This is a genomic window from Arthrobacter sp. V1I9, assembly GCF_030817075.1.
Classification (GTDB): Bacteria; Actinomycetota; Actinomycetes; order Actinomycetales; family Micrococcaceae; genus Arthrobacter.
The window spans coordinates 865,269-883,458 of the sequence record NZ_JAUSYU010000001.1; the positions used below are offsets into that span (position 1 = coordinate 865,269).

Annotated in this window: 17 protein-coding genes; 7 read left to right on the top strand and 10 right to left on the bottom strand. The window is 65.8% G+C overall.

The window, feature by feature from the left end; translation table 11 throughout:
* Nucleotides 1–19: 19 nt before the first annotated feature.
* Together QFZ70_RS04075 and QFZ70_RS04080 are read right to left on the bottom strand one after the other, a co-directional pair.
* Nucleotides 20–1,441 (bottom strand): hypothetical protein, encoded by a 1,422-nt coding sequence (locus QFZ70_RS04075; protein ID WP_307094215.1) that lies wholly within the window; start codon nucleotides 1,439–1,441, stop codon nucleotides 20–22.
* Between the two features lie 106 nt (nucleotides 1,442–1,547).
* Nucleotides 1,548–2,021: a hypothetical protein gene (locus tag QFZ70_RS04080; protein WP_307094216.1), complete on the bottom strand. Its 474-nt coding sequence runs from the start codon at nucleotides 2,019–2,021 to the stop codon at nucleotides 1,548–1,550.
* Between the two features lie 273 nt (nucleotides 2,022–2,294).
* Between QFZ70_RS04080 and QFZ70_RS04085 the strand changes: the two genes are divergently transcribed.
* The 4 genes from QFZ70_RS04085 (at nucleotide 2,295) to QFZ70_RS04100 (ending at nucleotide 7,227) form a co-directional block, all read left to right on the top strand.
* Nucleotides 2,295–3,095, top strand: coding sequence for a carbon-nitrogen hydrolase family protein (locus QFZ70_RS04085; RefSeq protein WP_307094217.1), 801 nt, complete (start codon nucleotides 2,295–2,297; stop codon nucleotides 3,093–3,095).
* A gap of 107 nt (nucleotides 3,096–3,202) precedes the next feature.
* On the top strand, nucleotides 3,203–4,018 hold the full coding sequence (locus tag QFZ70_RS04090) for a gamma-glutamyl-gamma-aminobutyrate hydrolase family protein (protein WP_307094218.1): 816 nt from the start codon (nucleotides 3,203–3,205) through the stop codon (nucleotides 4,016–4,018).
* A gap of 269 nt (nucleotides 4,019–4,287) precedes the next feature.
* Nucleotides 4,288–5,421 carry a glutamate--cysteine ligase gene (locus tag QFZ70_RS04095; protein ID WP_307094219.1) on the top strand — a complete coding sequence of 378 codons (1,134 nt, stop codon included), beginning with the start codon at nucleotides 4,288–4,290 and terminating at the stop codon, nucleotides 5,419–5,421.
* A 27-nt stretch (nucleotides 5,422–5,448) separates the two neighbouring features.
* Complete coding sequence (locus QFZ70_RS04100; RefSeq protein WP_307094220.1) at nucleotides 5,449–7,227, top strand: N-acetylglutaminylglutamine amidotransferase; 1,779 nt, start codon at nucleotides 5,449–5,451, stop codon at nucleotides 7,225–7,227.
* 14 nt (nucleotides 7,228–7,241) lie between these two features.
* On the opposite strand, the gene QFZ70_RS04105 is transcribed toward QFZ70_RS04100, so the two are convergent.
* From QFZ70_RS04105 to QFZ70_RS04115, 3 genes are all read right to left on the bottom strand, one after another.
* Nucleotides 7,242–8,147 carry a phosphatase PAP2 family protein gene (locus tag QFZ70_RS04105; RefSeq protein ID WP_307094221.1) on the bottom strand — a complete coding sequence of 302 codons (906 nt, stop codon included), beginning with the start codon at nucleotides 8,145–8,147 and terminating at the stop codon, nucleotides 7,242–7,244.
* Between the two features lie 89 nt (nucleotides 8,148–8,236).
* Entirely contained in the window at nucleotides 8,237–8,737 is a 501-nt protein-coding gene (locus tag QFZ70_RS04110) for an SRPBCC family protein (RefSeq protein WP_307094222.1), read from the bottom strand.
* A gap of 16 nt (nucleotides 8,738–8,753) precedes the next feature.
* Nucleotides 8,754–9,089, bottom strand: a complete 336-nt coding sequence (locus QFZ70_RS04115; protein ID WP_307094223.1) for a helix-turn-helix transcriptional regulator — start codon at nucleotides 9,087–9,089, stop codon at nucleotides 8,754–8,756.
* Nucleotides 9,090–9,158: 69 nt separating this feature from the next.
* Here QFZ70_RS04115 and QFZ70_RS04120 point away from each other — a divergent pair, with 69 nt between their 5' ends.
* From QFZ70_RS04120 to menD, 3 genes are all read left to right on the top strand, one after another.
* Nucleotides 9,159–10,163 carry an o-succinylbenzoate synthase gene (locus QFZ70_RS04120; protein WP_307094224.1) on the top strand — a complete coding sequence of 335 codons (1,005 nt, stop codon included), beginning with the start codon at nucleotides 9,159–9,161 and terminating at the stop codon, nucleotides 10,161–10,163.
* Nucleotides 10,164–10,247: 84 nt separating this feature from the next.
* Complete coding sequence (locus tag QFZ70_RS04125) at nucleotides 10,248–12,329, top strand: PhoX family phosphatase (protein WP_307094225.1); 2,082 nt, start codon at nucleotides 10,248–10,250, stop codon at nucleotides 12,327–12,329.
* A gap of 184 nt (nucleotides 12,330–12,513) precedes the next feature.
* Nucleotides 12,514–14,220, top strand: coding sequence for a 2-succinyl-5-enolpyruvyl-6-hydroxy-3-cyclohexene-1-carboxylic-acid synthase (gene menD / locus QFZ70_RS04130; RefSeq protein WP_307094226.1), 1,707 nt, complete (start codon nucleotides 12,514–12,516; stop codon nucleotides 14,218–14,220).
* Between the two features lie 4 nt (nucleotides 14,221–14,224).
* Here the strand turns inward: menD and QFZ70_RS04135 are convergent, their stop codons facing one another.
* The 5 genes from QFZ70_RS04135 to QFZ70_RS04155 all read right to left on the bottom strand — a co-directional run bounded on the left by QFZ70_RS04135 (nucleotide 14,225) and on the right by QFZ70_RS04155 (nucleotide 18,159).
* Complete coding sequence (locus QFZ70_RS04135; RefSeq protein WP_307097792.1) at nucleotides 14,225–14,599, bottom strand: VOC family protein; 375 nt, start codon at nucleotides 14,597–14,599, stop codon at nucleotides 14,225–14,227.
* A complete protein-coding gene (locus tag QFZ70_RS04140) occupies nucleotides 14,542–15,048 on the bottom strand; it encodes a VOC family protein (protein ID WP_307094227.1) in 507 nt (168 codons plus the stop codon). The genes QFZ70_RS04135 and QFZ70_RS04140 overlap by 58 nt, the downstream gene beginning before the upstream one ends.
* On the bottom strand, nucleotides 15,045–16,259 hold the full coding sequence (locus QFZ70_RS04145; protein ID WP_307094228.1) for an aminotransferase class I/II-fold pyridoxal phosphate-dependent enzyme: 1,215 nt from the start codon (nucleotides 16,257–16,259) through the stop codon (nucleotides 15,045–15,047). The genes QFZ70_RS04140 and QFZ70_RS04145 overlap by 4 nt, the downstream gene beginning before the upstream one ends.
* A 291-nt stretch (nucleotides 16,260–16,550) precedes the next feature.
* A complete protein-coding gene (locus QFZ70_RS04150; RefSeq protein WP_307094229.1) occupies nucleotides 16,551–17,354 on the bottom strand; it encodes an amino acid ABC transporter ATP-binding protein in 804 nt (267 codons plus the stop codon).
* Nucleotides 17,355–17,367: 13 nt separating this feature from the next.
* On the bottom strand, nucleotides 17,368–18,159 hold the full coding sequence (locus QFZ70_RS04155) for an amino acid ABC transporter permease (RefSeq protein ID WP_307094230.1): 792 nt from the start codon (nucleotides 18,157–18,159) through the stop codon (nucleotides 17,368–17,370).
* Nucleotides 18,160–18,190: the final 31 nt, after the last annotated feature.

Here is an 18,190-nt window from a genome sequence, read left to right on the forward strand (position 1 = left end):
CGCCCCGCCAATGTTTCACTCAGTCTGCACTGAAGGAGTTGCTGGGCTCCCCGGTCAGTGTGCCGCTGCTTGCAGTCAGGGTGCAGCCGGTGGCTTTTCCTGCAATTTCAAGGTCCGGGAAGGAGGCTGCCCCGGCGGACAACGCGCGGATGAGCGTGCCCTTGAGGGTGCAGTTGGATTGCAGCGTGACCTGGCCGGGACTGTCGGTCAGGTTGCCGAAAGCGTCCAGGACACGGACCGTCACCGGGGGCGTTATGGGGGTGTTCTTAATGACGACGGCAGCGATGGCATCGAACTTCAGTTTTCCCGCTGCTGCGGCGGTGATGGTTGCGGTGACGGGTACGGCAGCCGTGAGGCCGGGTGACGCAGCAGTAATGGTTGCAGTACCCGCTTTGGTGTCTCCGTAGAAGAACGACGCCGACGAGGAACCGGCGGGGATGGTCACCGCGGCGATCTTTGCACCGTTCGCCGTGGCAGCAAAGATGGTGGTGCCGGCTGAGCTGGTGGCGAGGAAGACCGGAGAAATTCCGGCGGCTACTGCATTGCCGTAGGCATCCTGGCGTTGCACAGTCACGGGTCCGAGGACCGCCGCGCTGGAGGCAGGACCCGTGAGGGCTGCCCCTGCCGTTACTGCCAGTTTCGTGGGCGTGGCGGCGACAACCGTGAAGCTGCTGCTGGCCATTCCCGCATAGCCAGGGCTGGAAGCGATGAGGGTGTAGCCGGCGCCTGCCTTGTTGATCGAGAGGCCGCTGAACGTTGCGGTGCCGGACCAGTTCGTATAGGCAGTTGCGGTTCCGGAAAGGGTTCCGTCCGCCGGGTTGGCACCGAGGCTCACGGTGATGGGGACGCCTTCGTCCCACACCTCCAGACCGAAGGCGGTCCGCAATTGCACCTTGAAGGAAGCGATCGCCGCGCCGGCTGTTGCGGTTGCGGACGGCTGCGAGTCGAACGATAGGTCACGGCGGCTGGTTACCGCCACACTTCCGCTCACCGGGCTTGTTGCTGTCCACGAGCGGTGGACGGCGGTTACCCGGTACCGGTGTGTGCCTTCGGGAACGGAGGTGTCCGTGCAGGTCGTTTCTGCCACTGGGGAGGCAGGGCTGGAGCCGCAGGCGGCCACCACTGTGGAACCGGTGATCCGGGTGATGTAGTAGCCGGTGGGAACCACATTGCCGGCAGAGCCTACCCAGCTGACGGCAACATTCGAGTTGCTGCTTGCCGGCGCCGAAACCTTGGTGGGCGGAAGCAGCGTGGCGACTGTCGCCGTCGTACTTCCGGACCCGGAGGCCCGCCAGTAGGCGGAGGCCGGTGAAGCACCTGCGAAAGTGGCGATGAACAGGACCACGAGCGCCAGCATTCCGGCACGTGCCATCCGGTTAACACAAACCAGCTCCCGCCGCAGCCGGGGGGAGGCTTCGGGGGAGCTGGCGACTGTGGGCACGGGAACCTTTCCGGGAAAGTCGGGCTTGATAGCGGCTAGGCGGACTTCATCACCATTGGGCTATGAAGCTGATCGACTGCTTCAGGAAAGCGATCCCGTGCCCTCTTCAGCTGGCCTCAAAATGCAGAGGGACTGAAGCGTTTTGGCACCCATCCTGGTTGACCGTGGGACGGTTGATCATTTGAAGACTCACGGTGCCGGTCACACTTTTGCCGGGCTCGATCTGCGTGCGGTCAAAGGAGGGAGTTCCCACGGCAAAATCTTCGTAGGAACAGCCGTCGCCTGAGACCCACGGGGTGCCTTTGGAGTCTGCCACGCTTACCTTGATGCTCTTGAGCTCTTGGACGCCACTGCCCGGGTTGTTCACAGTGAAGGTAGCAACCTGCACGGGACCATTGGGGGAGAGGGGGTCACCGGCAATCTTGCTGGTGACAACGAAGTTGGCCGATTCTCCCGCCGAAGCAGTAGTGTCATGAGTCCCCGTCGCTGACCAGTAGGCGAAGGCGGCGCCGCCGCCGATGGCCACCAGTGCAGCGGTGGTGCCGATGATGCGCTTTTTGCGTCCTGCAACCTTAGCCATGTTGTGCCCCTAATACGTTGTGCCGTGTTCCGCTGAGACCTTGTGAGCCTGTGCGGCTCCGATAGGAATAGCTTGGTAGAGCTCGCTCAAATTACGCCGACGTAATCACTCAAGGTTCTGTCAAGAGTTTTTCGATGTTTGCGCAGGTCAAAGGCGCAAAGTGAGGTCACTTGGGGGAGCGGGTTGCGGGGAGGGGCACCCGGGTCTGTTCGCGCAGACCAGGGTGTGCGAACCTGTGGTGAGGGGCCGTTTCGCCGTGGCAGGAGGGCTGAAGTGAGAGTCGCCTCCGGGCAGTTCAGCGCCGGCAGGGAACCCCAGCGGAACCTGCTGCACATCGGGCGGCTGATGGAAGCTGCCGCCCTTGGTAACGCGGATCTGCTGGTGCTTCCGGAATCCAGCCTCTATGCCAGCGCCGAACCTGCGGGCGTCCTCGCGGAAGTGGCCGAGCCCTTGGACGGTCCCTTCATCGGCGGTATCGCGGCACTTGCAAAGGCGCTCCGCCTTCCGGTGGTGGTGGGCACCGCGGAGGCCAACCCCAACGGCCTTCCCTACAACACACTGGTGGCCATCGACGCCAGGGGCGCAGTGGAGGGTACGTACCGCAAAATCCACCTCTACGACGCCTTCGGCTACCGCGAAAGCGACGGAACCAGCAAGGGCACCATCGGCCAGCCGGATCTGCTCTCCTATGGCCAGCTTCGCCTGGGCATGCTCACCTGCTACGACCTGAGGTTCCCTGAGAGCGCGCGCTACCTGGTGGACGCCGGAGCCAACGTCCTGCTGCTGCCGTCCATGTGGATCGTGGGTCCCGGGAAAGAAGACCACTTCATGACCCTCGTGCGTGCCCGCGCCATCGAGAACACCTCGTACGTGGTGACTGCCAACCAGTGCGGTCCGCTCGCTACGGCCTACTCGATTGTGGTGGATCCGTTCGGGGTGGTCATCGCCAATGCCGGCGAAGCGCCGCGAGTGGTGTTTGCCGAACTCGAACCTGAACGGATCGCGGCTGTGCGGACCCGCGTCCCATCCCTCCGGAACCGTCGTTTCCGGGTGGTCCCCGGGGACAAGGAATGAGCCAGGAAGTGTGATCGTCTCGACACCTGGAATTGACACTGACGAAACATTCCGGGCCTCCTGCGGCCCTAAAATTGAGGCAGTCAGATTTTCCTGGAGGGACCCTAGTGCACACCACCGACGCCGCGATGAAACCAGTCATCGGACTCACCACGTACCTTGAAGAGGCGCGCACCGATGGTTGCGGCACGGTCAGTGCGGCCTTCCTGCCCGAGACGTACCTGAAGCCCATCATCGCCGCGGGCGGCATGCCCATCCTCCTGCCGCCGCAGCCGGTGCTGGAGGGCATGATCGAACAGCTCGTGAACCGGCTCGACGGCCTGATTGTTCCCGGCGGCTGGGATGTCGACCCGGCCCTCTACGGCCAGGAAGCCCACCCCGCAACTGACGAGCCCCGCCCGAAGCGTGACGCCTGGGAGCAGGCCCTGATCAAGGAAGCCATCCGCCAGGACGTCCCGCTGCTATGCATCTGCCGGGGCGAGCAGCTGCTGAACGTCACGCTCGGCGGCAGCCTGCACCAGCACCTGCCTGACGTGATCGGCAACGGCCAGTACCAGCCCGGCGGCTACAACTTCAATAGGATCCCCGTGGAAATCAAGCCGGGTTCCCGGCTTGAACAGTTGATCGGCGCCAACCCCGGGCCCGTGCCGGTTTCCCACCACCAGGCCGTGGACAAGCTCGGGCACGGGCTTGTGGCTGCCGCGTGGAGCGAGGACCAGGTGGTGGAAGCCATCGAATACCCCGCAAGCACCTTCACCATGGGCATCCAGTGGCACCCGGAGGAGCTGCCCGAGGACTTCGGCCTCTTCCGCGGGTTCGTCGAAGCAGCCCGCCGAAAGTTCCTGTCCCGGCTCCTGCCGGCCTCGCCGTCGTCGGTCTCTGCGGAGCTCAACGCCAGCCTTGCCGGGCCGCAGCTCCGGTAGGGCAGCCACCCTGCCCCGCAAGAGGCTGCAACAGATCCCAGGGACCACCCCGAAACAGCGCGAAAAGCGCTTTGTTTCGCGGTGGTTTTCTGTGTCAATGCCTTGCGGACAACAACTAAGCATGCTTAGTATGTTTGGACGATGAGGTTAAGCCAAACGCTTCAAGGTTTGAACCAAGGAGCAATCATGGCCTCTAACTGCAAGCAACTTCCTCCTGTCCCAGGACGCCTTCCCCGTAAGGGAAGTGCCCGATCCCAGGGGCTGCGGTAATGCGCCGGGTAGGAGTTGAGGAGGAGTTCCTCATTGTTGACTGCGTTGACGGGCATGCCGTGCCGCTGGGCGAATTGCTGGATCGCCTGAACGATGACGACGGTCTCAGCAGTGAGATGAAACAAGAGCAGATCGAAACCTGCACGCTACCGAGGACCACTCTCGACGAGCTGGCCCAGGACATCACAGCGCGCCGGGCGAGCGCCGATTCCGCCGCGCGTTCAGCAGGGGCGCGTGCCGTCGCCCTTGCCACGTCGCCCCTGCCGGTGCAGTCCACCGCCACCCCCGGGCTGCGGTACCAGCGGATGATCCAGAGGTTCGGACTGACCGCGATCGAGCAGCTTACCTGCGGCTGCCACGTGCATGTGGAGGTCGAGTCGGACGAGGAAGGCGTCGCCGTCCTGGACCGGATCCGGATCTGGCTTCCCGTACTGTTGGCTCTCACTGCCAATTCGCCGTTCTGGAACGCCATGGACTCGGGCTACGCCAGCTACCGCTCCCAGGCCTGGAACCGGTGGCCCACGGCGGGACCGTCGGAAGTTTTCGGCTCCGCCGAGGCCTATCACTCTGAGGTCCAGGAGATCCTGAGCTCCGGAGTCCTTCTGGACAAGGGGCAACTCTACTTTGACGCCAGGCTCAGCCACCGCCACCCCACCGTTGAGGTCCGGGTAGGGGATGTGTGCCTGTTCGCTGACGACGCCGTCCTGCTGGCCGCCCTGGTGCGCGGCCTGGTGGAGACGGCAGCCCGGCAGTGGCGCGACGGCGTGCCACCCGTGCCGGCCTCAGCCGTGCAGCTCCGGCTTGCTTCCTGGCAGGCGGGCCGCTACGGACTCGACGCCGACCTGCTGGATCCGCTCACCGGCCGGCCGAGGCGGGCCTTCGACGTGGCCATGGCACTGCTGGACCACGTGCAGCCCGCGCTGAAAAGCCAAGGCGAGTTCGACATCGTGGAGTCGTTGCTGTTCCAGGCCTTGACCCGCGGCAACGGCGCTGCCAGGCAGCGGGAAGCCTTCGCCAAGGCGGGCAGCATGTGTGACGTTATTTCCGACGCCGTCGAGGTCAGCAGCCTGCCCACCACGGCGCTTCGAAAGCTCACGGATTCGCCGCTGCTGGCAGGCGACCAGAGTTTGTAGATCGGTGCAGGGAACGAGGACCCCAACATGTGCGGAATAGCCGGCGAAGTTGCCTTCAACGGGAGAAAAGCCTCCCAGGAATCGGTTCTCAAGATGATGGGGGCAATGGCATCGAGGGGCCCGGACGGGCGGGGGACCTGGGAGTCGGGCTGGGTGGCACTGGGGCATCAGCGCCTCAGCATCATTGACCTTTCAGAGGCGGGTGCCCAGCCAATGCTGGACGACGGCGGCCTGGCCGTCACGTTCAACGGCTGCATCTACAACTACAAGGAACTGCGCCGGGAACTTGAGCCCGAGTTCACCTTCCGCTCCACCAGCGACACGGAGGTAATCCTGAAGGCCTACCGGAAGTGGGGCGATGACTTTGTCCACCACCTGGTGGGAATGTTTGCGGTGGCGCTTTACGATCGGCAGCGGCAGGAAGTCCTGTTGGTCCGAGACCGGCTGGGCATCAAACCGTTTTATGTTTCGCAGGTGCCGGGAAGGGTGCGCTTCGCATCCAGCCTGCCGGCGCTGGTGGCCTCGGGCGGGATGGATACCTCCATCGACGAGGTTGCGCTGCACCACTACCTGAGCTGGCACTCGATCGTGCCAGCGCCGCGGACTATCCTCCGCGGCATCCGAAAGCTGCCGGCCGCCACCATCCGGACCATTCGGGCCGACGGGACCTGGCACGACCGCGAATACTGGAAGCCCAGCTACACCCGGCGTGCGGTGCACGCGGGCTGGTCCGCCATGGATTGGCAGGACGCGGTCCACCAGTCGCTTCAAACAGCAGTGCGGCGCCGGATGGTTGCCGATGTGCCGGTGGGTGTCCTCCTCTCCGGCGGACTGGATTCGAGCCTGCTGGTTGCCCTGCTGGCGGAGGAGGGCCAGCACGGACTGTCCACCTTCAGCATCGGGTTCGACGGTGCCGGCGGGGACTCGGGGAACGAGTTTGTGTATTCCGACGTCGTGGCCAGGGAGTTCGGGACACGGCATGAGCGCCTGCACATCAGCACTTCCGAGTTCGCGCCCTCCATTGATGGCGCCGTTGGAGCGATGTCCGAACCTATGGCCAGCCATGACGTGACAGCGTTCCACCTGCTTTCGAAGACTGTTGCGCAGCATCTGAAGGTGGTGCAGTGCGGCCAGGGCGCAGATGAGGTCTTCGGTGGATACGCGTACCACCAGCCGCTTGCCCGGGTGGGCCGCTCGGAGGCCCAGGGCGTGTTCACCTCAAATTTTGTCGACCACAGTCATGCCGAGCTCTTGGACATCGTCGAACCCGAGTGGTACTGCAGCTCTGACGTAAGCAGCCAGGTCCTGGCTGCTTACCTTGAAGCCCCGGGGGCTGATACCGCCCTGGACGCGGTGCTCCGCCTGGACACCCACCTGCTGATGGTGGACGATCCCGTAAAGCGGCTGGACAACATGACAATGGCCTGGGGCATCGAAGCCCGCGTCCCGTTCCTGGATCATGAGCTGGTGGAACTTGCCGCGTCCTGCCCGCCGGAGCTCAAGGCGTCGCAGGGCGGCAAGGGCATCCTGAAGGACCTGGGCCGGCAGTTGCTCCCGGCCGCGGTGGTGGACCGGCCCAAGGGATACTTTCCGGTGCCCGCCCTCCAGCACCTGGAGGAACCCTTCATCTCCATCGTGCATGAGACCCTCCACGCACCCGAGGCCAAGCAACGCGGGCTTTTCCAGCCCGCGTACTTGGACGGATTGCTGGCCGATCCCAACATGCAGAAGACCGCGGTCAACAGCAACGCGCTATGGCAGCTGGCGCTGCTGGAGATGTGGCTCCAGCGCCACGGGGTGGGCTAAGGCGGGAGGTGACGTCACCGCCCTGGTGAGTTGCGCCGTCGTGCGGCGTACGCAAACATGGCCGTGGTGGCGACGGTGGCCAGATACCCGGCGATCACGATCAGCGAGATGCCCGCCCAAAAGTAGTTCGTGGTGCTGACTTCCTGCCAGGGGCTCGGCGCGATCCGGGCCAGCGAATACATCGCCACCGCAGCCGAGGCCAGCCCGATCACCACTGGAAGCGTCAGCCAGATCCGGGCAGAGCCCACGTGCGCGCCGAAGCCGTCCCACGCATTCCACGCCCCGCGCCGGACGATCAGCCAGCCCGCGGGAATCATAAACGCGCCCACCAGCAGGAATGCTGCCACCACGTCGGCCGGCCGGTGCCACTGGTTGATCAGCGTGGACACCCCGGAAGCAATGGCGAACGTCCCGCCCACAAAACCGGCCATCGGGCGCCAGCGCGGCGATGCCATCAGGAAGACCGCAGCCGCTGCCGACGCCGCCAGGGTGGTGTGTCCGGACGGCAGCGAGTTCAGCTCCAGCGTCACCACGCCCTTGTCCGGCCGGGCCGGCAGCACATCCTTCAGGACCTGTGTGGCGATGTTCGCGCCGATGCAGGCAGCCACCGCAATGCCGGCCTCCGTCCATCGCTTCCGGATCACCGTCACAAACAGCACCACGACGGCGGCCATCACCAGTGAAATGGTGGGCAGCAGGTCCAGGAACCTGGTGGTGGCCTTGCCCGCCGGCCCGTGGATGTCCACGGCTTCCACCAGCGCTGACTCGTCGATGAACTGCCCCGTGGTGGTCTGGACGAAGTAGTAGTAGGTGGCGATCAGCCCGGCGATGCAGGCCAGCGTGGCAAGCACGAACAGGAACCCTGACCCCGGAGCGGGGCGTGCCGGGGTCCTGGTCTGTGCTTGCCGTTGAAAAGTCATCGCTTCAAGGTTGTCACAGAAAGCTGGGATCCTGCCGCATGTTGACTGGCAGCGAGGCGCCCCGCCGGCGCTTCCCCGGGGCGGGGCACCTACCGCAGGCCCGCGACCAACTCCTCGATGATCTCGAACTGCTCCCGCACGCCGCCCTCCATGCCGGACTGCGCAATCATGTCCCGGACTTCCTTGCTGCCGGCGTCGGTGCGGATGCTGACCAGGGTGGCGCCGCCGTCGGCCTCTTCAAACGTGACGCTGGTGACCACAGCCCCGTCCTCGCTGTCCGGGCCGGCGTCCGGCGTCTCCATGATCTCGGTGTGGACGATCCGCTCGTTTGGCACAATCTCCCGGTACGTCCCGTGGAAGGCCACCTCGAATTCACCATGGGCCACCATCACATACCGCCATGCCCCGCCCACCCGGAAGTCCATGTCCGCCACGGTCATCTCACCGCGCCTGCCGGGCCACCATTTCCGGACAAGGTCCGGCGTAGTCCAGGCCCGGTACACAAGGTGCCGGGGCGCGTTGATGGTGCGGGTGATCAGGATTTCCTTATCGCTGGGGAAGGTGACGTTGATGGTGCTTGTCTGTGCCATTGCCCTGCTCCTTTGCCTACTTTTCCTGCTCTTTGAGGTCTTCCGCAACGCCCTCCAGAAGATCGAGGCGCTCTTCCCAGAGGTGCCGGTAGCCAGAGACCCAGTCGTGGATAGGTTTGAGGGCCTGCGGGTTCAGCCGGTAGACGCGCTGCCGGCCTTCGTCCCGGACAGTGACGGCGCCCACTTCCCGCAGCACCCGCAAGTGCCGGGACACGTGCGGCTGCGCCATGCCCAGCAGGTCAACGAGCTCATTGACGGGGCGCTCGCCGCCGGCCAGGGCGTCCAGTATTTGCCGGCGGCGGGGCTCAGCCACTGCGTTGAAGGTATCCGCTGTTGTTGCTGCCCGTGCCATGCGGCGATGATATACCCATGCCGATATGCATTGGAAGGGTCTGTTTGTCACCACTTGTACAGTGGGTCCATGCCTACGCCGCCTGTGCCCGACCTTGAGGAACTGCTGGCCGGCGCGCACGTGGTCAGCCTGCCCATGCGCGTGAAGTTCCGCGGAATCATGGAGCGGGAGTCCCTGCTCCTGCAGGGCCCGGCCGGCTGGGGAGAGTTCTGCCCGTTCCCGGAATACGGCGACGCCGAGGCTTCCCGCTGGCTGGCTTCTGCCGTTGAGGGCGCGTGGCAGGGTTTTCCGGACCCGCTGCGTTCGGTCATTCCGGTCAACGCCACCGTCCCTGCCGTTGCTGCCGGGCGGGTGCCTGAAGTTCTTGCGCGCTTCGGCCGGGTGGACGCCGTGAAGGTCAAGGTGGCCGAGCAGGGCCAGACGCTCGACGACGACGCCGCCCGGGTCGCCGCCGTCCGCTCTGCCCTGCCGGGCGCAGCCATCAGGGTGGACGCCAACGGGGGTTGGGACGTGCCCGCCGCCGTCGAGGCTTTGTCCCGCTTGGCGGACCTCGGGCTTGAGTACGCCGAACAGCCGGTTCCCACCATTGACGGGCTGGCCGAGGTGCGGCGCGTTTTGCAGGCTGCCGGTACGCCGGTGCTGATCGCGGCCGACGAAAGTGTCCGCAAGGAATCCGACCCCCTGCGCGTGGCACGTGCCGGTGCCGCAGACCTGATCGTGGTGAAGGTGGCGCCGCTCGGGGGAGTGCGGCGCGCGCTGGACATTGTGGCCCGGGCCGGACTGCCCGCCGTCGTCAGCTCAGCGCTGGACACCTCGGTGGGCATCCGTGCGGGCCTGGCCCTGGCGGCGGCGCTTCCGGATCTGCCCTACGCTTGCGGGCTGGGGACGGTGTCCCTGTTCGAATCGGACATCACCACCGATCCGCTGGTGGCCGACGACGGCGCCATCCGCCTCCGCGATGTTGCCGCCGACGCCGGGCTGCTTGAGCAGTACTCGGCAACACCTGCGCGCCGGGACTGGTGGCTGGCCCGGCTCCGCCGCGTCCACGCATTACTGCAGGTCACGCGGGGTTAACCGGAACTTCACCTTGCTGACTACTGCGCGTAGAAACCGGCTGACAGGGTGGGCGGACCGCATCGATTTTTTTGGAAGGCCCCCATGTCTGAAACGACTGCCCGCAAGTTCACCCTGCTGCCGATGCTCGGCCACACCAAGGGCAAGCGCAGCGCCGTCACCTGTGCGCTCAAGTGCGACAACGCCTGCTCCGGCGACGTTTGCAACACCAGCTCCAACAGCTACTTCCGCGACATTGCCTCCGCCACCATGTCCCGCCGCGCCGCCCTGGGCTTCGGCGCCGCCGGTGCGCTCGCCGTCGTGCTCGGCAGTGCCGCCACGTCCCCTGAATCCGCAAGCGCTGCCGGCCTTTCAAAGGCCGCCAAGGAGGGCTTCGGCAAGTCGAAGCTCCAGTTCACCGCCATCCCGCCGATCGACGCCTCCGTCGACGCCGTCACGGTTCCGGAAGGCTTCACCTGGAAGCCGGTGATCCGCTGGGGCGACCCCATCTTCAATGACGCGCCGGAGTTCGACCTGGACAACCAGACGGCCGCCGCTCAGGAAAAGCAGTTCGGCTACAACAACGACTACACGGACATCCTGGAAGTCCCGGGCAGCAAGGGCCGCCGCGCGGTGCTCTTTGCCAACCATGAGTACACCAACGAGAACATCATGTTCCCGGCCACCATGCCCGCCGAGCAGATGCGTGCCGTGGGGGCGGCCGCGCACGGCCTTACCGTGGTGGAGCTGGAGCGCCAGAACAAGAACAAGCCGTGGACCTACGTCAAGGGCGCGCCCCTGAACCGCCGTTACCTGAACAACACCGTCTACGAACTGACCGGTCCGGCCGCTGGCTCATCGCTGGTCAAGACGAAGGACGACCAGGCCGGCCGCTTCATCAGGGGCACGCTGGGCAACTGCGCCGGCGGCACCACCCCCTGGGGCACCATCCTCTCCGGCGAGGAGAACTTCAACGGCTACTTCGTCTCCCCGGGCACCTCCCCGGAGGACAAGCGCTACGGTTTGACCAACAAGGCCACCGCCCGCAAGTGGGAGCTGGACGAGGACCGCTGGAACACCCGCAACCCGGGCTACGAGAATGAGGCCAACCGCTTCGGCTGGATCGTGGAAGTTGACCCGTTCGACCCCTCCTCCACCCCGAAGAAGCACTCGATGCTGGGCCGCTTCAAGCACGAGGGCGCCAACGTGATCATTGCCGAGTCCGGGCACGTTGTGGCCTACTCCGGCGATGACGAGCGCTTCGACTACCTGTACAAGTTCGTGTCGAAGGACAAGTACCGTCCAGGTACAACGGCTGCCGACCGCAAGCACAACATGACGCTGCTGTCGGCCGGCAGCCTGTACGTCGCCAGGTTCACCGGCAATTCGCCTGCTGCTGAGATCACCGGCACCGGAAACGTGCCTTCAGACGGCGCTTTTGACGGCATCGGCGAATGGCTGCCGCTGGTGGTGGACGGCAAGTCCGCAGTTCCCGGCATGTCCGTGGAGCAGGTCCTGGTGTACACGCGCGTCGCAGCGGACAAGGTTGGCCCCACCAAGATGGACCGCTGCGAGGACGTGGAGCCCAGCCTGCACACCGGCAAGGTCTACGTGGCCTGCACCAACAACTCCAACCGCGGCACCGGTTCCAACGAAAAGGCCACCGAGGTCAACCCGCGCAACGAGAACCGCGACGGCCACGTTGTGGAAATCACCGAAACCGGCGACCAGACTTCAACCACCTTCACGTGGAACCTGCTGATGGTATGCGGCGATCCCGCTCAGGGTGATGTCACCTACTTCTCCGGCTTCCCGGTGGACAAGGTCTCGCCGATCTCCTGCCCGGACAACCTTGCGTTCGACTCCGTGGGCAACCTCTGGATCTCCACCGACGGCGCCCCCTCCGGCATCGGCAAGGCGGACGGCCTCTTCAAGGTCACCCTGGAAGGCGCAGAGCGGGGCAAGGTGGAGCAGTTCCTCGCCGTCCCGCGCGACGGCGAAACCTGCGGACCCATCATCCACGACGAGGAGCGCACCGTGTTTGTTTCCGTGCAGCACCCGGGCGAGGACGGGACGTTCGAAAAGCAGGTCTCCTTCTTCCCGGACTACGTCCCGGCCGGAACGACGCCGGCCCGCGGCCAGGCACGCGCACCCCGCCCGTCAGTGATCCAGGTGTTCCGCGGCTAAACCCTGCCGGCACACCACGGCGCGCGCTCACTTACGGCCGCTTTTCCTCTGACGCCCGCTCTTTTAAGGCCGCTTTTCCTGTGACGCCCGCTCACCCTCTCTTCAGCAAGACCGCGGAGGGTGAGCGGGCGTTTCTTTTGGGGCGGCCACGAGTGAGCGGGCGTCGGGGTGGCAGACTGGACCAGTGCCTTCTGAGAATTCCCTGACGTCCCTCGCTGCGGCCCGAATCGTTGTGCAGATACTGGTCGACGGCGGTGTGCAGCACGCGGTGGTCTCGCCCGGTTCCCGGTCCGCCCCCATGGCTTATGCGTTGGCGGAAGCGTCGGCGCAAGGTCGAATTGAGTTGCTGGTCCGGATCGATGAGCGTTCCGCCGGGTTTACCGCCCTGGGCCTGGCACTGGCCACCGGCTCGCCCGCGGCTGTGCTCACCACGTCCGGGACCGCCGTCGGCAACCTGCTGCCGGCCGTGATGGAGGCCAACCATGCGGCCGTGCCGCTGATCGTATTGTCCGCCGACCGGCCGGAGGAACTGCGCGGGACCGGCGCCAACCAGACCACCATCCAGCCTGACATTTTTGGTGAGCAGGTTCGCTTCGCCGTCGACATCCCCGCCGGTACCGACCCCGAACGCGCCATCAGGACCGGCCTGTCCGCGGCCACCGGGGCGTTCCCCGACCTTGCCCCCGGCCCGGTCCAGCTCAACCTGGCCTTCCGGGATCCGCTGGTTCCCGGGACCGGAGAGAAGCTGCCGACGTCGGCTGATCGGCCTCGCTACCGGGGGGCCACCGAGCCGCTCGTCATGAATCTGCCGCCGGCGTCCACCGACCTGCCCGAGCGGCGCACTGTTGTCCTCGCAGGCCACGACGCCGGCCCGGTCGCCGAGGCGTTCGCCCGCGCCCATGGCCTGCCGCTGCTGGCAGAGCCCTCCTCCAACGCCCGCTTCGGGCCCAACGCCGTGGGGCCGTACCGGCTGCTGCTGGAACACTTTGGGCCCGGGTCAGCAACGCCGATCGAGCGGGTTGTCCTGTTCGGCCGCCCCACGTTGTCCCGGCCGGTCGCGGCACTGCTGGCCCGCCCGGACGTCCAGTCCGCCCTGTACCAGCCGCTTCCGGTGGCCTGGTACGAACCCGGCCGGCGCACGGAACTGCCGCTGGAAAGCCTCGCGGACCTCGCTGATTTCGCCGGCCGCGGCCCGTCGTCCTGGCTGGACACATGGCTGCTCGCAGGATCGGCCGCCCAGCACGCGCTTGACCGGATCCTGGCTGAGGAAGCGCCCGCCACCGGACCGGACGTCGGGTCGCTGGTGTGGAAGCACGCCCGGGGCCAGCTGCTGCTGGGCTCTTCCAACGGAATCCGCGACGTCGATCTGGCTGGCCTGCCAGCCCCTGAACCTGCCGCCACCGTTTACGCCAACCGCGGCCTCGCCGGGATTGACGGCACCATCTCCACCGCCACGGGCATAGCGCTCGGCGGCCGGCAGGAAACCACAGTCCTGCTGGGCGACGTGACCTTCCTGCACGACGCCGGCGGCCTGCTCCTTGGAAGCGGGGAGGAGCAGCCGGACTTGCGGATCGTTGTACTCAACGACGCCGGCGGAGCCATCTTCGACCTCCTCGAACACGGTGCGGTGCGTGAGGCCGGGACGTACGGTGACGCCGTCGAACGCCTCTTCGGCACCCCGCACACAGTGGACCTCGCGGCACTCGCCGCAGGGTACGGCGTCGGGCACTGCTCAGTAAGTACGACGGCGGCACTCGCCGAAGCGCTCAGCCAGCCGATCGAGGGCCGCAGCATCGTGGAAGTCCGCACGGACCGGCACGGCCTGCGCGCCCTGCACGGGCGGATTAAAGACGCAGTTGCCGCAGCGGTCGGGGGAGTGCTGGCGGGCTAGCCACTCAGCCGGTGGGAGGCGTGAATTGGCTTGCGCTGAAGACCGCTCCCTGCGGGTCCCGGATCAGTGCTTCGCGGGTCCACGCGGTGTCGTCCTGCCCCAGGATCTCGGCGCCGAGCCGCTCGGCGTCGGCCACGGTCTGGTCGCGGTCTGCAACGGCGAAGGTAACGTGCCAGTGCGGCGCTTCGCCTGCTGCAGTGGTGGCAATCCAGGCGATGGCGTCTTCGAAGCCGGGTGGCGCGGAGATCCCTGATTGCCGTGCCCTGATATCCGGATCGGTCGTGGCCTCGAGATGGTCGCCGTAGCCGGGCCGGCGGACCATCAACCCGAACCCGACGTCGTCAACCTGCCAGCCGAATGCCTTCGCGTAAAACGCAATACTCTCGCCGGGGTCCGGCGTGTGGAGGTCGCTGAAATTCCAGGCACCCGGCTGGTTGACCACCTGCGCCCCCAGCCGCCGCTTCGCCTGCCAGAGGCGGAACCCGGCACCTTCCGGTCTGCCAGCGCGGCGCTGCGGCCGCCCTCTCCCGCATCTTCCGGGGTGGATACTACTTTCGCGCCGGCGGTGACCAGCTTGCTCACAGCGTCGTCGGCGTCGTCGACGGCTATGTACGTATTCCACGCCGTTCGTTCCCCGCCGCTGCCCAAGCCGGCAACGTCCAGGCCGTCGAGCTTCGCTATCAGGTAGCGGCCCGGCGCTCCCGGTGGCATGACGTCCTCGAAGGTCCAGCCAAAGAGTCCGCCGTAGAAGTCAATGGCTGCCTCGACGTCGGGCTGCTCTGTGTCCACCCAGGACGGGACACCCTGCGGGTAGGTCCGTTGGTTCATCGCTCGCTCCTGACTTCCTTTATCGCCGCTTCAAATGCCGGCAGGCTGCGTTCGATCATGTCCTCGTTGGCGGTCAGGGAGATCCGGAAGAAGCCCGGCGTCTCGAACAGCGTTCCCGGGAAAACAAACACACCCCGGCGGACGAGTGACTCGGTGAACGCCTCGTCGTCCGGGGTGGGGGACGGCACATATAAGTAGAAGGTGCCGTCGGGCCGCGGCACCCGGTAGCCCATGCCGCCCAACGCGTCCATGAGCCGGTCACGCCGCCGCTGCAACTGGTTTACGTCGATGGAGAACTTCTCCAGTTCGGGCAGCGCGTGCTGGAGCAAGGCGTTCGGGTAAATCCAGCCCATGGCAACTTGCAGGCCGGTGATGGCGGGGCGCATCCCATCCCGGTCCGGCATGGTGGGCGGCAGCGCCAGGTACCCCACCCGCTGGCCCGGCGAGAGGTGCGTCTTGCCGTAGGAGTAAGCCAGCAGCGTGTGCGCATAAAACTCCACCGGGCTGTGGAAGCGGAGGCCGTCGAACACAATCCGGTTGTAGGCCTCGTCCGAGACCAGGTAGATGCGCCGGCCGGTCCGCGCCGAGGCCGCCTCCAGCAGTTCCGCCAGCCTGCCCAGCAGTTCCGGAGGATAGATCCGCCCGGTGGGATTGTTGGGCGAATTGACGATCACCACCCTGGTGCGTTCCGTGATGGCAGCCGCGATCGAGTCGATATCCAGGTCGAACGTGGCGGTGTTGACCTTAACCGGGACGAGCCCGGCTTCAAGGATCAGCGGCTCATACAGGAACCACGGCGGAAGGCTGTAGATGACTTCGTCGCCCGGATCGGCCACGGTCTTCAGCGCCAGCGCGATGGCGGCGAAGCCACCGGTGGTGAGGTAGATATCCTGCGGACGGAACGGGACGTCCAGCAGTTGCTGAAGCGACTCCGCGGCAGCCTCCCGGGCTGCGTCACCGTTGGTCTGGTACGCGAACCACTGGTCATGCTGCGGAGTAAGCGCGTCCCGCAGCGTGTTGACGTAGCGGTCTGCAGGCATCTGGTGGGGGTTGCCGAAGGTGAAATCACAGATGCCCGTGTGGCCCTGCCGGCGCAGCCTGGCCGCCGTGAAGAAGGCGTCGACCCGCTGGAAGGAGGGAATCGAGGCCAGCCGTGCCGCGCGATCAGACATCGCCGATGCGGCCTGGGATGTGGTTATCGGATCTGTCATGCCAGCGCTCCTGGGTAGAGCGGCCAGGTAGGCCTGCTATGCGGATTGGCAGCGCGCTGCTGAGCCAGTGGAGGCTGTAAGGGACCCATTGTCGAATGCAACACTCGTTGAAGTAAAGGACCCGGCCGGAACGAAGGCCGGAAGCGGATGGCTGGCCCCGCCGTCGTACGCTCCCTGCGAGGCCCACGCGCAAAAGCCCCCGTGACACGCAAATGCCCCGGCGCTACGGATACGTCCGTAGCGCCGGGGCAGGTGGCTGTCGTCAGCGGATAACCGCGTCGATAAACGCGCCTACTCCTCGATCTCGATGTGCGTCGGATCGAGCACGCGGCGCAGGAACTCCTTGGTGCGAGGCTGCGTGGGGGCGGAAATGACCTGTTCGGCCACGCCTTCCTCCACCACAACGCCGCCGTCCATAAACACCACGCGGTCGGCCACTTCGCGGGCGAAGCCCATCTCGTGGGTCACCACCAGCATGGTCATGCCCTCCTTGGCGAGGTTCCGCATAACCGAGAGGACATCACCCACGGTCTCCGGGTCCAGCGCCGAGGTGGGCTCATCGAAGAGCATCAGCTCCGGGTCCATGCTCAGCGCGCGGGCAATGGCCACACGCTGCTGCTGGCCGCCGGAAAGCTGGTCCGGGAAACGGTCCGCGAGGTGTCCCAGCCCCACACGCTCCAGGTTGTGCAGGGACACCTTGTCCGCCTCAGCCTGGGAGCGCTTGAGGACCTTCGTCTGAGCGATGGAGCAGTTGCGCTTGGCGTCCAGGTGCGGGAACAGGTTGAACTGCTGGAACACCATGCCCACCTTGCGGCGCATCTTGTCGATGTCCACATCGGGATCGGTGGCCTCGAAACCGCCTACGTGGACGCTGCCCTGGTTGGGCTGCTCCAGCAGGTTGACGCACCGCAGCAGGGTGGACTTGCCGGACCCGGAGGGCCCAATCAGGCACACCACCTCGCCCGGCGCCACGGCCAGGCTGATGCCCTTCAGGACCTCGTTGGATCCGTAAGACTTGCGCAGGTCCTTGATCTCCACGCCGGCGGCGTGGACAGTTGCCGTGCCACCGCGGGAGTTGTTTACGACGTCGTTCATTTGTCTTCCCTGCCTATCGCTTGGTCCGCGCGCTGCGGCTTTCGAACTTCCGGGCCAGGAGGCTCAGGGGGATGGTGATCACCAGGTAGAAGGCGCCGGCCACGAGGAGCGGGGTGAGGCCTGCGCCGAGGCTGGAGATGCCGTCGCGGCCGAACTTGGTGAGCTCATACTGGGATGCGGTGAGGCCCAGGACGTAGATCAGCGAGGAGTCCTTGGTGAGCAGGATGACCTCGTTGGTCAGCGGCGGCAGGACGATCTTGAATGCCTGCGGGATGACGATGGTGACCATGGCGCGCCACTGGGGCATGCCCAGGGAACGGGCGGCCTCGAGCTGGCCCTTGGGTACTGCCTGCAGGCCTGCGCGGAGCGTTTCGGCAATGTAGGCCGAAGCCACCATGCCGAGCGAGATCATTACGATCACGGTGATGTTCCACGAGACGCCGAACGCCAGCGGAACGCCGTAGCCGAAAGCGATGAAGACCAGCAGGGCGGGGATGCCGCGGAAGAATTCGATGTACCCGGTGGCGATCCAGCGGTACAGCGGGAAGCTGGACAGCTTCATCAAGGCCAGCAGCAGGCCGCCGGAGAGGCCCACGATGAAGCCGAGGAAGGTGTAGATCAGGGTGTTCACCAGTCCGGTCATAAAGATGCCCGGGAACATGGGGCCGATCTTGGCGAAGTTGAAGACGCTGTTGCCGATGGTCTCCCAGTCGGTGGCCAGGATCAGCGCGGCGACGGCCACAACAAAGATTCCGGCCTGGACATACAGGCTTACTCTGGCTCGCTGACGTGCGGTCATTGCCATGGGTTGCTCACATTCGTTGTGCGTGGCAGAG